The organism is Nostocoides sp. F2B08 (genome assembly GCF_009184895.1).
Classification (GTDB): domain Bacteria; phylum Actinomycetota; class Actinomycetes; order Actinomycetales; family Dermatophilaceae; genus F2B08.
This window is the reverse complement of sequence record NZ_WESE01000002.1, coordinates 430727-445067: the sequence shown is the minus strand read 5'-3', so window position 1 is coordinate 445067 and position 14341 is coordinate 430727. Positions and strand designations below refer to the sequence as shown.

Below are 14341 nucleotides of genomic sequence, written 5' to 3'. Positions count from 1 at the left end.
CCCGCCTGTAGGGGAGCCCGCGCATGGGCCGCGCTACCGGGACGTCGCTCTTGCTCGAGACCTCTTGTCGAGGGCGTCGACGGCGAGTACCAGCGGCGCAGACAGCAGCGCGACGACCCAGCCGGCGGGAGGCGGGGAGGCCTGTCCGAGAACGAGGGCGATGGGTGCGACCAGAAGCACGACGAAGGAGAAGGTCAGCTCGATCGACGCCGCGGGGACGAGGAGGCGGTTGGTCAGCCAGCCGAGACGCCCAGGCCACACCGTCGAGCTCCGACAGGCGAAGGCATTCGCGGTCTGGGCGAGAACGACCGTCATGAACGCCGCGCCCGACGCGGCCCGAAGGGCACCCTCGGAGGGGAAGGCGGCACCCGGCGTCCAGCCGGCGGCCACGAGGGAGACGAGGAAGGCGAGCATTGTCGAGGCCGCGACCGTCGGGCCGAGAACGCCGAAGGCGCGGCGCAGGACGGTCCCGTTCAGCAGACGTCCACGGACTGGAGGTCGCTCGAGAAGATGACGGGCGGGAGGCTCGGCGCCCAGCGCTACCGCGGACGCCGTGTCCGTGCCGAGGTCGAGAGCGAGGATCTGCAGGACACCGAGTGCGAGCGGGAACTGGCCGCCCGAGAGCGCCCAGACGACGAACGGCGTGAGCTCCGCGACGTTGTCGGTCAGGTGGTACGTGAGGAACCGTCGGATGTTGACGAAGGTCGCGCGGCCCTGCTCGACACCGGACACGATGCTCGAGAAGGAGTCGTCTAGCAGGACGAGGTCGGCAGCCTCACGCGCGACGTCGGTGCCCGATCGCCCCATGGCCACCCCGATATCCGCCTCGTGCAGCGCCGGGGCATCGTTGACGCCGTCGCCGGTCATCGCGACGATGTGGCCCCGCGAACGCAGCGCGCGGGCGATCCGCAGCTTGTCCTCGGGGGAGACGCGCGCCACGACGATCCCGTCGTGGTCGAGCGTCGAGGCCAGGACGGTGTCATCCGAGGGGAGCTCGGCACCGGTCAGCACCGGTGACTCGGGACGGCGGAGGCCGACCGCGTCGGCGACCGCGCATGCGGTGGCCGGATGGTCGCCGGTGATCATGGCGACGGCGATGCCTGCTTTGCGGCATGCGGCGAGCGCGGCCGCGACATCGTCGCGGGGCGGGTCCTCGAGGCCGACGAGCCCGAGCAACCGGAGCGGCTGCTCGAACCTCCCTGCGTCATCCGGTGGCGGAGCCCCCGGGGCTCCCGTTGCGATCGCCAGCACACGGAGTCCGCGGTCCATGAGGGCTGCCGCCACGGTGGCGGCGTCGGTGGAGGCCGCCGTCCTGTGGACCCCGTCCGCCGACTCCGCCTCGGAGACCCCGAGACCCTGACACAGTGCAAAGACACTCTCCGGTGCTCCCTTGACGACGAGGACCCCGTCCATGACCACCGACATCCGTCTCGTGCGTGCGTCGAAGGGAAGACGGAGCTGGGCCCGGTGGGCCCGCCGATCCGCGTCGGTGTCGGCGCCGAGCCGGCGCGCCAGGACGTCGATCGCGACCTCGGTCGGATCGCCGTGTGCCCGCCACACGCCATCGGTGTTGATGGCATGCCCGGTGGAGCACCGCATACCCGCGACCGCCATGGCCAGGCCGCTGGCAATCGCCTCGGGGGCCGAAGCCCAGATCTGCGCGCTCGGCTCATAGCCGGCGCCGGTGATCCTGAGGGTCCCTTCAGGGGTCCACACTTCGGTCGCGGTCATCTCGTTGCGGGTCAGGGTTCCCGTCTTGTCCGTGCAGATGAAGGTCGTCGACCCCAGCGTCTCGACCGCGTCGAGGTTGCGGACCAGGATCTGCCGGTGCGCCATCTGCTCGGCCCCCCACGCCAGCGACAGGGTGACCGTCGGGAGGAGGGCCTCGGGGACGAGCGCGACGGTGACCCCGATGGCGAAGATGAAGCCGTCCTCGAGCGGTCTGCCGATGAGCACGGAGATCGCGAGGAAGAGCATCCCCATGGTGATCGCGATGCCGGCGATGACCCGCACGACCTGGCGCAGGCCCCGGGTCAAGGGTGTGACGGGTTTGGGAGTGGCGGTCGTCAGGTGGGCGATCTCCGCGAGCCGGGTCCGTTCTCCGACCGCCACGACGAGCGCCACCGCCTCGCCCTCGACCAGGAACGTGCCGGCATAGAGCAGGTCGCCGTCGGCGACGGTCGTCGCGACACTCTCACCGGTCAGCATCGAGGTGTCCATGAGCACCCGGTTGCCGGCGACGAGGCGGGCGTCGGCCGGCACCCGGTCGCCGCTCTCGAGTATCAGGATGTCGTCGACGACGACGTCCGCCGCGTCGATGATCTGGCGTCTACCGTCCCTGCGGACGGTCACGCGGGTCGGCATCATCGCGCGCAGACGGTCCGCCGCGCGGTCCGCCCGCGCCTCCTGGCCGAGCGCGAAGATCGCGTTGATGAGGATCACGGCGAAGATGGCGACACCGAGCTGGGTGAGCCCCGCGACCTGGGCCAGACCTCCCGCGACCCACAGCATCAACGCGAAGAAGTGGAACAGCTCACCGAGGAGACGGCGCCAGAGCGACCGCCGCCGCGGTTCGGGAAGCCTGTTCGGCCCGTCCCGGTCGCGGCGGGACAGTACCTCCGGACCGGTGAGCCCGGGAGCGCTCCGGTCGGTCACCGGCCCGGCCGTCACCGGATCGCTCGTCACGGCGTCGCTTCCCATCTGGGCCACGACCGGCTCGAGCGTGAAGCGAGCCGGTCCGTTCGGTCCGGCTGCTGCGGAGACGCAGCCGAAGCCCGTGCACCTTCGAGTGTCCACCCGAGAGGGCAGGGCCGGTTCGACCGCGTCTGCGAGGTCACAGCGACCGGGTGCATCGACGCTGTCTGGACTCGATACTGCCTGGAGAGTGTCGCGGTTCGGCGCGCCGGGCGCCTCCCCGGATGAGCGAGAGTGGACTACCTACGTCCGAGCGCCGGTGTCTCGCCGCGTTGGCCAGTAGAGCAGCGGTGCGACACAGACCGGCGGCCCGGATCCGAAGATCCGAGCCGCCGTCAGAGGTGTCAGATGATGGCGAACTACCCGTTCAGCACTCACCCACGACCGGAGCAACCGCCTTCTTGGCCTGCCCACCGTTCTTGTACTCGCCGCTCCCACCGAGACCCTGGACGAGCTGGCCGACATTCACGAAATCGCCGAAGCCCTCCGTGTTGACGAGCTTGTGCACCTGGCCGAAGCAGGCGGCGTCGGCGGGTGCGGCGCTGGCGGTTCCGGCGAAACCGATGACGGCCAGAGCGGCGACGGAGGTGGTGGCGAGGATGCGCTTCATTGAACTTCCTATCTGTCGGCGGGTGCGGAGTCACCCGATATCCATTACTTCTATCGGGCGTACAGGTTTGGATGCACCGTGGCGCACATTTTTTGTACAGGATCGGTCGGGCATCCTCCTCAGGGCCCTGATCACCAGAGATAGCCGTCGACCGGCTGTAGCGGCGTCGGTGCGTCACGGTGGCCGACGACGGTGAGCACGTCGTGCTCGAGCTGGGTGCACACGGTCTCGATGGGCACGTCCGTGACGGCGCCGGAGAACGGCTCGTCGTTGGCCGCGCCCGTGACGACCAGGACGATGAACGTGCCGGAGAGCAGCAGGGCCAATGGTGTCGCCAGCCAGAGCGACTCGGGCACGAGACCGACCACGGCGAACGGCGCCACGAGTGCGAACAGGGCGATGAGGCGCCGCGTGAAGTAGTCGTACTGACGAAGCGTCGGCGTGGTCGCGATGCGCTCGATCGAACCCTGGGCGGTGCCGAGCGCGACGAGCTGTGGCTCGGTGGCGATCGGGTCGAACTGGCCGAGCGCGCCCGTCCCGATGGCCTCCTTGATCGCACCGGCGATCTCGACCAGCACGGCGTCGGGGCGGCGGCCGAGGTCCCGGCCGCTCGGCACGGGACGCATCGGGCGAGTGACGGACGCGAGACTCCACGCGAACTCGATCAGCAGGTCGGCGATCCGGGCCCGCAGCTCGTGCGCCTGGTGCTCGGCGACCGCGCCCACTCTGACTGCGGCATGCGTGGACGCCATCACCTGTCTCGTGAGAGTCCGGGACGCCACGAGCACCGCCTGCCAGGCGGCCCGGGCCTCGCTCCAGCGCGCGAACGCGCTGTTGTTCCGGAATGCGACGAAGATCGCGAGCGCGGCGCCCAGCGTCGCGACGATGGGGAACGGCACGGTGAGACGGGTCTCCCCTGAGAGACCCACGGCCATCGGCGCGACCACAGCCCAGAGTGCCGCCCAGGCCAGCGGCGCCGCCGTGTAGGCGAGCACCCGACGGGGGCTGAGGTTGCGCTTGACGATCATGGAGCGGGGTCCGCCCGGCGCCGGTGTGCGACGAGGACGACATCGCGGCCGAGGCCGCCGTTCATGGCCAGCAGACCCCAGTACCGTGCCGCGTCCTCGAGTAGGGCCGAGTTCGACAGACCCGCGATCGGGACCGCGTCGAACCCCATGTCCCGCGCCAGGGCGACAACTCTCGAGCGGGCGATGTCGTCGTCCGCGGCGACCGGGAGGAGGGGTCGTGAGCCATCGGGAAGTGTGGGGTCGCTCAGGTGCTCGGCCCCCATGACGTTGAACGCCTTGACGACGTGGATGCCGGGTCCGGCAGCGTCCGCGACGACCGCTGCGCCCGCTGTCGCATCCACCGGGAGCGGCCGCCCGAACGGGTTGGTCGCGTCGACGACCACGTCACCGGCGGAGAGCCCGAGGCGCGGCACGACGTCACCGACGACCCCGAAGGGCACCGCGAGGACGGTCAGGTCGGCCCCGACCGACGCGCCGTCGATCTCGACCTCGTCGTCGCGCGGAGCCCTCCGTGCGAAACGCACCCGGTGACCGAGCCGACGCAGGTTGGTCGCCAGGGCGGTGCCGACCGATCCGGCACCGACCACGACCACCGAGAGGGCTGCGCCGCCGATTGTCGTCATCGGCCGAGGATGTCGACGACGATCCGGGCCGCGGCGGCACCGGAGTACTGCTGCTGCCCGGTAACGAGGTTGCCGTCTCGCACCGCGTGGGCGCGGAAGCGGCCGTGGACGACGAAGTTCGTCTCCTCGAGGGAGGCTGCCTCGTCCTCGATCCAGAACGGTTGGATGCGCTGTCCGACGACGCGTCGGCGTAGGCCTCCTCGGAGTTCGCGAACCCCGTCCACGTCCGGCCCTTCACCACGAGCTCGCCGTCCGGCGTCGTCGCGTCGAGCAGGACGCAGGTCGCGTGGCACACCACGGCGGCGACCCTCCCTCCGGCGATGAAGCGCCCGACGAGATCCTTGACCCGCTGGTCCCGGCGGAACGTGTACATCGGGGCCTGACCGCCCACGAGGAACACGGCGTCGAACGTCGTCTCGTCGACGTCCGCCAGGGCGGGGGTGGACTCGACCAGGGCTGCGTGCTCCGGGCTCGCGATGAAGCCGCGACTGATGAGGTCGTGCGCGGAGTAGCCGGACTCGTCGGAGGGGTCCGAGAACGAGTCGGCCACGACAGGGCCGCCGTCCGGGCTGGCGATCGTGACCTCGTAGCCGGCCTCGGTGAACTCCCAGTACGGATGGGTCAGCTCGGCCCACCAGAAGCCGATCGGCCAGCCGGTCTGGTCCGAGGTCGAGGGGTTGGACACCACCATGAGGACCCGCTTGGCGGGACCGTGGACGTCGATCGTCGTGGACATCGTCAGCCTTTCATTACGTTGCAGAGGCGGAATGTAAAGATACCCACAGTGAGATCGCTAGAGCAATACATCCCTGTCACGTAATCTTGGCGTCATGCCAGAGCGGACTCTCGAACGTCACGGTGCCGGCCGACCCCGCGACGCCTCGATCGACGACGCCGTGCTCGAGGCCGCGCTGCGACAGCTTGCCCGCGACGGCTTCTCGGGGCTGTCACTGGCAGCCGTGGCCGCAGAGGCGGGGACGTCCAGGCCGGCGATCTACCGTCGTTGGCCGGACAAGGAGACGCTCGTCGTCGACGCGATCGCCCGGCTGGCCAAAGTCTCGCCACCGCCGACCGGCGACAACCCCTTCGAGGACCTCGTCGCGGAGCTCGAGCACTTCCGTCACTGCATCACCGAAGCGGCCGCCCTGCCCCTGGCGGGTCTGATGCTGGGGGATGGAGTCAACGACGCCCTGCGGGCGAAGTACCACGACCTGGTCGTTGCACCGCGGCGTGCGCGAATCCGCTCGTGTCTGCAGCGAGCCATCGACGAGGGAGTCCTCGACGCCGACGCCGACCTGGTCATCGCGGGCACCTTCCTCACCGGCTCGTGGTACGCCCTCGCGATCGCCCAGGTCCCTCCGCCCGAGGACTGGGCGCGTCGGACAGCACGGCTCGTCTGGCGTGCCTGCGGCGCGACGGGCTGACCACCCAGAGCGCCCCCGCGCGATCAGCGCCTATCCGTGTAGATTTCCGGCCACCGGCCCCGGCAGGTCGCCAGGCCCAGGAGGTCACGATGGTTCTCAAGGTCGACGTTCCACCCACGCTGCTCGACGGAGATGTCGAGGACGGCTTCGGACCCGTGGCCGACGCGTTCCGGGCGAACTTCGCCGCCGGTGCCGAGGTCGGCGCCGCGTGCGCGGTCTACGTCGACGGCCGGCCGGTCGTCGACCTGTGGGGTGGGTACCGCGACGGCGTGGCCAGGCTGCCGTGGCAGCGGGACACGCTGGTGACGATGTTCTCCACCACCAAGGGCGTCAGCTCCGTCGCGCTCGCCCATGCGCACTCCCGCGGGCTGCTCGACTACGACACGACCGTGGCGTCGTACTGGCCGGAGTTCGGCGCGGCGGGCAAGGGCGCGATCACCGTTCGTCAGCTGCTCAGCCACCAGGCCGGTCTGGCCGTGACGGACGTGCCGATGGACCTCGAGGTCCTCGCCGACCCCGACCGGGTCGCCGCCGCCATCGACGGCCAGACCCCTGCGTGGCCGGCCGGCACCCGGCACGGCTATCACGGCATCTCGCTCGGCTGGTACGAGAGCGAGCTGCTGCGCCGGGTCGACCCACAGCACCGCACCATCGGGCGGTACTTCGCGGACGAGGTGGCTGCTCCACTGGACGCGGTCTTCCACATCGGACTCCCGACCGAGGTCCCCGCCGAACGGCTGGCGACGATCCACGGCTACAAGCCGGCCGAGATGGTGCTGCACCTGCGCGAGCTGCCGCCCCGGTTCGTCCGGGCCTTCCTCGACCCTCGCAGCGCCACCGCGAAGGCCTTCGGCAACCCCCGACTGCTCGGCGTCCTGGACAACTACAACCGCCGCGACGTGCTCGCCGTCGAGTCGCCGGCCTCCAACGGGACGGGTGAGGCCCGCGCGGTCGCGCGGATCTACTCCGCCCTCGCCTGCGGCGGACAGGACCTCGGCATCGGGCCCGAGACCCTCTCCCAGCTGGAACAGCCGGCGACGCCGCCGACCGAGGGCCTGCACGACGAGATCCTGCACGTCGACACCGCCTTCTCCCTCGGCTACGTCAAGCCCTCCCCGAGCTTCCGCTTCGGGGGGCGCCAGTGGAGGGCGTTCGGCACACCCGGTGCCGGCGGCTCCTTCGGGTTCGCCGACCCGGAGCACAAGGTCGGCTTCTGCTACGCCATGAACCGCTCCGGCTTCCGGCTCTGGGACGACGAACGGGAACGCTCGATCCGCGACGCCCTCTACCGCGTCCTGGGTGGCCCGGCGCAGCATCCCGATGCGCCCACCGTCACCGGGCGGCGACGTCGACCGAGGTGGAGCCGGTGAGCGAGCCGCGGGAGCCGGTCCCGTTCGAGGTGTACCAGGAGGGTGTCCACCTGCACGGCACGAAGGCCGACCTCGCCATGGGTGAGCTCCTCGTCCCCGGCCGGGACTCCAACTTCGAGGCCGGCCGCATGATGAACCACGTGTACTTCACCGAGACCCTCGACGCCGCGACGTGGGGCGCCGAGCTGGCAGCCGGCGAGGGGCGCGGCCGGATCTACCTCGTCGAACCGACCGGCGAGTTCGAGGACGACCCGAACGTCACGGACAAGCGGTTCCCGGGCAATCCGACCCGCTCCTTCCGCACGCGAGATCCGGTGCGCGTGGTGGGGGAGATCGTCGACTGGGTAGGCCATCCACCAGAGCGTCTGCGGGCGATGAGGGACGGGCTCGAGGAGCTGCGGCAGCGGGGCGAGGCCGACATCGAGGACTGAGCGCACTACGCCTCAGACCTCGAACGTGACCCCCTGGGCCAGCGGCAGTTCACCGGAGTAGTTCACCGTGTTCGTCGCCCGCCGCATGTAGGCCCGCCAGGCGTCCGATCCGGACTCGCGCCCGCCGCCGGTCTCCTTCTCGCCGCCGAAGGCCCCGCCGATCTCGGCACCGGAGGTGCCGATGTTGACGTTGACGATGCCGCAGTCCGACCCGACCGAGCTCATGAAGAGCTCCGCCTCGGCCTGGTCCTCGGTGAAGATCGACGACGAGAGACCCTGGGGGACCGCGTTGTTGAGCGTGATCGCCTCGGCGAGCGACGCATACGTCAGCACGTAGAGGATCGGCGCGAAGGTCTCCTGGCGGACCACGTCCGCCTGCGCGGGCATCCGGATCACCGTCGGCTCGACGTAGTACGCGTCGGGCACCGACTCGACCTCCACCCGGGAGCCGCCGGCGACGACCTCGCCGCCGGCCTCTCGGGCGGTCTCGACCGCCGACTCGAAGGCCGCGAAGGCCGACCCGTTGACGAGCGGACCGACGAGGGTGCCCTCCTCCATCGGGTCGCCGATCGGCAGCTTCCGGTATGCGGTGCTCACCTTGTCGACGAGCGCGTCGGCGATGCTCTCGTGTGCGATGACCCGCCGCATCGTCGTGCACCGCTGACCCGCGGTGCCGGCGGCGGCGAAGACGATGCCCCGGGAGGCCAGCCCCAGGTCGGCGCTCGGCGCGACGATGGCCGCGTTGTTGCCGCCGAGCTCGAGGAGCACCCGGCCGAAGCGGCCGGTGACCCGCGGCCCGACCTCGCGACCCATCCGCGTCGACCCGGTCGCCGAGACCAGCGCGACGAGCGGGTGGTCGACGAGCGCCAGGCCCACCTCGCGGTCCCCGAGCACCACCTGGGAGATCGCGGGGTCGAGGTCGCTGTCCGCGATGGCCTGCTGAAGGAGGGCCGCGGCGGCGAGAGCCGAGAGTGGGGTCTGCTCGCTCGGCTTCCAGATCACCGGGTCACCGCATACCACCGCTAGGGCGGCGTTCCAGCTCCACACGGCGACAGGGAAGTTGAAGGCGCTGATGATGCCGACGACGCCGAGCGGGTGCCAGGTCTCCATGAGCCGGTGGCCCGGTCGTTCGCTGGGCATCGTCCGGCCGTACAGCTGGCGGGAGAGGCCGACCGCGAAGTCGCAGATGTCGATCATCTCCTGCACCTCTCCGAGCGCCTCGGAGGTGACCTTGCCGGCCTCGATGCTCACGAGCGTCGCGAGGTCGGCCTTGTGCTGGGTGAGCAGGTCGGCGAACCGCCGGACCATGGCGCCGCGCACCGGCGCCGGAACCTGCCGGAGGCCGAGGTATGCGGTGTGCGCGTTCTCGCACACCTGCGCCACGTCCTCGGGCGAGTTCCACGCCAGGGCCGAGACCGTCGTACCGGTGATGGGGGAGTGGTGCTCGCGGTTCCCGGCGTGGGCGGCGAGGTCGACTCCACACGCTGCGGCGGCGGAGGCCGCCTGCCGGCGGAGGTCCTCCGGGGCGGGGACGGTGATGGCGGTCATCGGGCGGCACTCCTCGTTCGGGCGACTCCACGGGCGCAGGCGTCGCTGCTGACGATGATGTCCCATCCGCCCGCGACGCGTCGTTCGAGGGGCGCCGTGTCGTGCGGTGAGGTAGAAACGGGGCAGGAGGGTCGACGAGGACTCTCCGGACAGGAGAGATGCAGATGACCGACACGACACAGGACCCGGGCAACGCGTTGACCGAAGAGGAGGAGAAGACGGTGCGGTCGGCCGCAGTCCGGGCCGGTGCGATGGTGGCGCAGGCCGACCCGGGGTTCTTCGACTCCTTCAAGGAGTCGTATGCCGGCAGCAAGGCGATCAAGGGCGCCTCACCGGAGCTGCAGCGACTGCTCACAAAGGGCTTCCCCGAGATGCCGTCCGGCAGCCCGGACCAGGCGCGGGTGCGCACCCTCGAGCTCCTCGGTCAGGCTGTCGGCATCCTCCGGCTCAAGGCCCCGACGCTCGTCGAGGAGTTCACGCAGGTCGTCCTCCAGTCCGCCGAGGACGTCGCGAACGCGGCGGACGACCGCTCCGAGCGCGAGGCCGCGGTCATCGCCGACATCGAGCGCGCGCTGGCCGGCTGACCCGGGGCGGCCGTGACCGGCTGGGGCGCGGGCGCCCGGCGCCGGCGCCCGGGTGCGGATCAGGCGATCTTCAGGACGAGCTTGCCGGTGTTGCGTCCCTCGAAGAGCCCGAGCAGCGTGTCGCCGAAGTCCTCGACGCCGCCCTCGACGACGGTCTCCCGGGCGACGATCTGCCCGGACGTGATGAGCCCGGCGAGGTCGGTGAGCGCCGCCTCGTCCTTGTCGGGGTAGTCGAAGACGAGGAAGCCCTGCATCCGCGCGCGGAAGACGAGCAGCGACATGTAGCGGCTCGGCCCGGGCGGCAGCTCCTCGTCGTTGTAGGACGCGATGGCCCCGCAGATGACGATGCGTGCGCCCCGTCGCAGGTTGGCCAGGGCGGCGTCGAGAATCTCGCCGCCGACGTTGTCGAAGTAGACGTCGATGCCCTTGGGCGCGACCTCGCGCAGCCGCTTGAGGACGTTGTCGTTCTTGTAGTCGATCGTCGCGTCGAAGCCGAGCTCCTCGAGCCAGGCGCACTTGTCCGGACCGCCGGCGATGCCGATGACCGTGCACCCGCGCGCTTTGGCGAGCTGGCCGGCGACGCTGCCGACCGCGCCGGCGGCGGCCGAGATGAGCACGGTCTCGCCCGGTTTCATCTCGCCGACCTCGTAGAGGCCGTGGTAGGCGGTGAGTCCAGGCATGCCGAGTGCGCCGAGCCAGGTGGCCGGACCCGCGACGGAGGTGTCGATCTTCCGCACACCGGCGCCGTCCGTCACGGCGTACTCGGTGACGCCGAGCGTTCCGGTGACGGCGTCACCGACGGCGAAGTCGGGGTGCCGCGACTCGACGACCGTGCCGGTGACCGCGGCGCGCATGACCTCACCGATCTGGACCGGGGGCACGTAGGAGCGGACGTCGTTGAGCCAGCCGCGCATCGCCGGGTCGAGCGAGATGTGGTCGACCTTGACGACGAGCTCGCCGTCGCCCGGGGTGGGAACCTCGACCTCCTCGAGCGCCCAGGTCTCGTCGGTGGGCAGTCCGGTCGGTCGCTGGGCCAGGGTGATGCGCTTGGTCGTGGTCACGCTGCCCCACGCTAGCCGATGTGTGGGTGGGCACCTCTCGCGTCAGGCGGCCCCGGCTGCGGTCCCCGATGCGTATGCGTGGCTCGCCTCGACGATGCCGGCGACGGTCTGGAGCTCCTCGCGGTCGCGGGGGCCGAAGACCATGACGAACCCCGCGGACAGGCGGGTGCCGGCCCACATGTGGGGCACGCCCCATCCCTTGGCGACGACGTCGGCCGCCTGCTCGGGTGGTAGGGCGAGGTGCAGCGACCCGTCGTAGCCGGGGTGGAGGTGGGCGAACTCCCGGGCGGCGGGGACGAGGTAGGCGTCGTCTGGTCCCCTGCCGTCGGGCAGCCGGAAGGCGCGCGCCCCCGGCACGGAGATCTGCGAGGCGCCGCCGGCGACCTCCGGGAGAGCGGCGACACGGGTGAAGAGCTCCTCTTGGAGATCCTCGGGAGCGTTCTGGGTGAGCTGTTGCTGCGGGATGTCGGTGAACACCTCGGGGCGCACTCCCGTCCGGGCCGACAGCGATCCGCCGGCGAGGGTGGGCCAGACGACGTCGTCGGGTCGCCCGCCCGGAGCCGCGCCATTGACCTGGACGTGGCTGAGCCGCTCGGCGATCCACTGCCCGAGTCGCTGCAGCGTCGGCACCGTGATGGCGTGCCCGCCCGCGTCGCGTCTGCCGACCGTCGGAGCGCCGGACTCCCGGTGGAGGTAGGACCAGGTCCGGTCCAGGAGCTCGCGGGGGATGACCGTGTCCGTGTCGCCCTGAGCGACGAACACGGGCAGGTGAGCCAGCCGCCCGGTCTCCACGGGGACCCCGCCGTCGAACGGGAGGGTCCCGTACAGGACGGCGACCCCCGCATACCGGCCGGGGTCGTGGAGGACGAGACCGCCGGCGAAGGCGGCGCCGCCGCTGAAGCCGACGAGGATGACCGGGCGTCCGGTCGACGCGACCCGGTCCAGCCAGCCCCGGAACCAGGCCATCGTCTCGGCCAGGGAGGACGGGACGGGACGGCCGATGCCGCGGTTGGCGAACCATGCGTAGCCACCGCCCTCGGCGATGGGCGCGCGGACCGCGGCGTACTCGACACCCGCGGGGAGGTGCGGCGCGAGCGAGAGGATCTCGCGCTCGTCCGACCCGCGGCCGTGGAGCAGCACGACGAGCGGAACGTCCGGGCCGGAGTCACCGTGGGTGACGACGACGGGCTCGCCGAACCCGCGGTCGTCGACTCGGATCTCGGCGCTCACACGACGTCCAGCGGGACGAGCTCGGCGGCGGTGCCGACGCCGGACCAGCGCTCCAGCTCGGCCGCGAGGTCGAGGCGGTCCACGGGGGCCGCGTCGGCGTACTCGCCCCAGCTCGCGCGGGGCAGCATCCACATGACCTCGAACTCGTTGCCGTCCGGGTCCTGTCCGTAGACGCTCTTGGTCGCGCCGTGGCTGGACTCGCCGGTCCAGGCGCCGAGCTCGTGCAGGGTGCGGCGGACGGCGACGAGCTCGTCGATCGTGTCGACCTGCCAGGCGAGGTGGTACAGACCGAGGGCGCCGCGGGGGCGGGGGGGCTGGGCGCCGACCCCGAACAGGCCGAGGTCGTGGTGGTTCCCCGAGCGCGGCAGCCGCAGGAAGGCGGCGTTGGCGCGGGGCTCGCTCGCCATGACCGTCATCCCGAACGCCTGCCCGTAGAAGGCGACGCTGCGGTCGAGGTCACTGACGAACAGGACGGCGTGGTTGAGGCGGACGGGGCTGACGGTCATGGCGGTGCTCACTTCCAGAGGAGTCGATGAGTGGGTGGTGCCGGGGTCGTGGCTCAGGCTGCGACGCCGAAGCCGCCGGTCCACGAGACCTTCTCGCCGGCGGCGAGGGTGATCTGGAGGAAGCCGATGGCCTCGAGCTCACGGGCGCGCTGCAGCGAACCCGCGTCGACGGCCTTCAGGCCACCGGAGGCGACGATGCCGGCGAGGGTGGACTTGGCGTCCGCGTCGTCTCCGGCGATGAGGACGGTCGTGGGCAGGTCGCCGACGGTGCCGGAGGCCAGGGTGGCGGCGAAGTTCGTGTTGAAGGCCTTGAGGACGCGCGACTGCGGGAGGGCGGCGGCGATCTCGGCGGTGGCCGAGCCGTCGGCCGCGACGGTGAGGGAGTCGAAGGTCTCGAAGTTCAGGGGGTTGGTGATGTCGACGACGATGCGACCGGCGAGGCTGTCGGCGCGGGCGGCGAGGACCTGGGTGACGGCGGGGTAGGGGACGGCGAGCACGACGACGTCACCGAGGGTGACGTCGAGGTCGTCCTTGCCGAGCAGGGTGACGGTGTGGCCGCCGCGGCCGGCCACGGCGGCGATCGCCTGGGCCATGGCTCCGGTTCCGATGATGGAGATGTGGGACATGAGGGGCTCCTCGGGTGGTTGGGCGTCGGGTGGTTGGTTGTTGCTACAAGTAAGACTGTGGCAGAGATTAGTTGTCGTGTCAACTATTACGTTAGGGTGGACTCATGGAACCGCGATGGCTGGACGAGGACGAGCGCGCCGCCTGGCTGCGCCTGGTAGCGGTCACCGAGCTGCTGCCCGGGGTCCTGGACGCCCAGCTACGCCGGGAGAGCGGAGTCACGCACTTCGAGTACTACGTGCTCGCGATGCTCTCCGAGGCGCCCGAGCGCACGCTCCGGATGACGGCGCTCGCGCAGCGCACCAACGCCACCCTCCCGAGGCTGTCGCACGTCGTGCAGCGCCTCGAGACCCGTGGGCTCGTCGAGCGGTTCCCCTGCCCCGAGGACGGTCGGGCGACCAACGCCCGGCTCACCGAGCAGGGCTGGGCGGCCGTCGTCGAGGCCGCTCCGGGGCATGTCGCCGCGGTGCGACACCACGTGCTCGACGTCCTCACGCCCGAGCAGGTCGACCAGCTGACCCGCATCGGCGACGCGCTGCTCACCCGCCTCGACCCCGATGGTCGGATGAACGCCCTCCTCGGCGGGGAGCCCTCACCGACCCCCTGAG

15 protein-coding genes and 1 pseudogene are annotated in these 14341 nt (G+C 71.1%); 5 read left to right on the top strand and 11 right to left on the bottom strand.

Annotation, left to right across the window (positions count from 1 at the left end):
* Positions 1 to 33: 33 nt before the first annotated feature.
* The 6 genes and pseudogenes from GA707_RS05815 to GA707_RS21710 all read right to left on the bottom strand — a co-directional run.
* Positions 34 to 2700, bottom strand: a complete 2667-nt coding sequence (locus tag GA707_RS05815) for a cation-transporting P-type ATPase (protein ID WP_152177785.1) — start codon at positions 2698 to 2700, stop codon at positions 34 to 36.
* Between the two features lie 361 nt (positions 2701 to 3061).
* Positions 3062 to 3304: a hypothetical protein gene (locus GA707_RS05810; protein ID WP_152177458.1), complete on the bottom strand. Its 243-nt coding sequence runs from the start codon at positions 3302 to 3304 to the stop codon at positions 3062 to 3064.
* Positions 3305 to 3435: 131 nt separating this feature from the next.
* Positions 3436 to 4332, bottom strand: a complete 897-nt coding sequence (locus tag GA707_RS05805) for a bestrophin family ion channel (protein ID WP_152177457.1) — start codon at positions 4330 to 4332, stop codon at positions 3436 to 3438.
* Positions 4329 to 4955 carry an NADPH-dependent F420 reductase gene (locus GA707_RS05800; RefSeq protein ID WP_152177456.1) on the bottom strand — a complete coding sequence of 209 codons (627 nt, stop codon included), beginning with the start codon at positions 4953 to 4955 and terminating at the stop codon, positions 4329 to 4331. The genes GA707_RS05805 and GA707_RS05800 overlap by 4 nt, the downstream gene beginning before the upstream one ends.
* The gene (locus GA707_RS21140) at positions 4952 to 5179 is read right to left on the bottom strand and encodes a hypothetical protein (protein ID WP_226963603.1); all 228 of its coding nucleotides are present in this window, start codon (positions 5177 to 5179) and stop codon (positions 4952 to 4954) included. Before GA707_RS21140 ends, GA707_RS05800 begins: the two co-directional genes overlap by 4 nt.
* 35 nt (positions 5180 to 5214) lie before the next feature.
* A pseudogene (locus tag GA707_RS21710) lies at positions 5215 to 5646 on the bottom strand (DJ-1/PfpI family protein); the annotation flags it as partial.
* Between the two features lie 139 nt (positions 5647 to 5785).
* Here GA707_RS21710 and GA707_RS05790 point away from each other — a divergent pair.
* The 3 genes from GA707_RS05790 (at position 5786) to arr (ending at position 8180) form a co-directional block, all read left to right on the top strand.
* Positions 5786 to 6379: a TetR/AcrR family transcriptional regulator gene (locus tag GA707_RS05790; protein ID WP_152177455.1), complete on the top strand. Its 594-nt coding sequence runs from the start codon at positions 5786 to 5788 to the stop codon at positions 6377 to 6379.
* Between the two features lie 89 nt (positions 6380 to 6468).
* Positions 6469 to 7749, top strand: a complete 1281-nt coding sequence (locus GA707_RS05785; protein ID WP_152177454.1) for a serine hydrolase domain-containing protein — start codon at positions 6469 to 6471, stop codon at positions 7747 to 7749.
* Complete coding sequence (gene arr / locus GA707_RS05780; protein ID WP_152177453.1) at positions 7746 to 8180, top strand: NAD(+)--rifampin ADP-ribosyltransferase; 435 nt, start codon at positions 7746 to 7748, stop codon at positions 8178 to 8180. The genes GA707_RS05785 and arr overlap by 4 nt, the downstream gene beginning before the upstream one ends.
* Positions 8181 to 8192: 12 nt before the next feature.
* On the opposite strand, the gene GA707_RS05775 is transcribed toward arr, so the two are convergent.
* The gene (locus GA707_RS05775; RefSeq protein ID WP_152177452.1) at positions 8193 to 9728 is read right to left on the bottom strand and encodes an aldehyde dehydrogenase family protein; all 1536 of its coding nucleotides are present in this window, start codon (positions 9726 to 9728) and stop codon (positions 8193 to 8195) included.
* Between the two features lie 164 nt (positions 9729 to 9892).
* On the opposite strand from GA707_RS05775, the gene GA707_RS05770 reads away from it, so the two are divergent.
* On the top strand, positions 9893 to 10312 hold the full coding sequence (locus GA707_RS05770) for a hypothetical protein (RefSeq protein WP_152177451.1): 420 nt from the start codon (positions 9893 to 9895) through the stop codon (positions 10310 to 10312).
* Between the two features lie 59 nt (positions 10313 to 10371).
* Here the strand turns inward: GA707_RS05770 and GA707_RS05765 are convergent, their stop codons facing one another.
* The 4 genes from GA707_RS05765 to GA707_RS05750 are packed head-to-tail and all read right to left on the bottom strand — an operon-like array spanning position 10372 to position 13735.
* Positions 10372 to 11373 carry an NADP-dependent oxidoreductase gene (locus GA707_RS05765; RefSeq protein WP_152177450.1) on the bottom strand — a complete coding sequence of 334 codons (1002 nt, stop codon included), beginning with the start codon at positions 11371 to 11373 and terminating at the stop codon, positions 10372 to 10374.
* 42 nt (positions 11374 to 11415) lie between these two features.
* Positions 11416 to 12603 (bottom strand): luciferase family protein, encoded by a 1188-nt coding sequence (locus GA707_RS05760; RefSeq protein WP_226963554.1) that lies wholly within the window; start codon positions 12601 to 12603, stop codon positions 11416 to 11418.
* The gene (locus GA707_RS05755; protein ID WP_152177449.1) at positions 12600 to 13109 is read right to left on the bottom strand and encodes a VOC family protein; all 510 of its coding nucleotides are present in this window, start codon (positions 13107 to 13109) and stop codon (positions 12600 to 12602) included. Before GA707_RS05755 ends, GA707_RS05760 begins: the two co-directional genes overlap by 4 nt.
* 53 nt (positions 13110 to 13162) lie before the next feature.
* Positions 13163 to 13735 carry an NADPH-dependent F420 reductase gene (locus GA707_RS05750; protein WP_152177448.1) on the bottom strand — a complete coding sequence of 191 codons (573 nt, stop codon included), beginning with the start codon at positions 13733 to 13735 and terminating at the stop codon, positions 13163 to 13165.
* Between the two features lie 104 nt (positions 13736 to 13839).
* Between GA707_RS05750 and GA707_RS05745 the strand changes: the two genes are divergently transcribed.
* Entirely contained in the window at positions 13840 to 14340 is a 501-nt protein-coding gene (locus tag GA707_RS05745; RefSeq protein WP_152177447.1) for a MarR family winged helix-turn-helix transcriptional regulator, read from the top strand.
* Position 14341 lies beyond the last annotated feature (1 nt).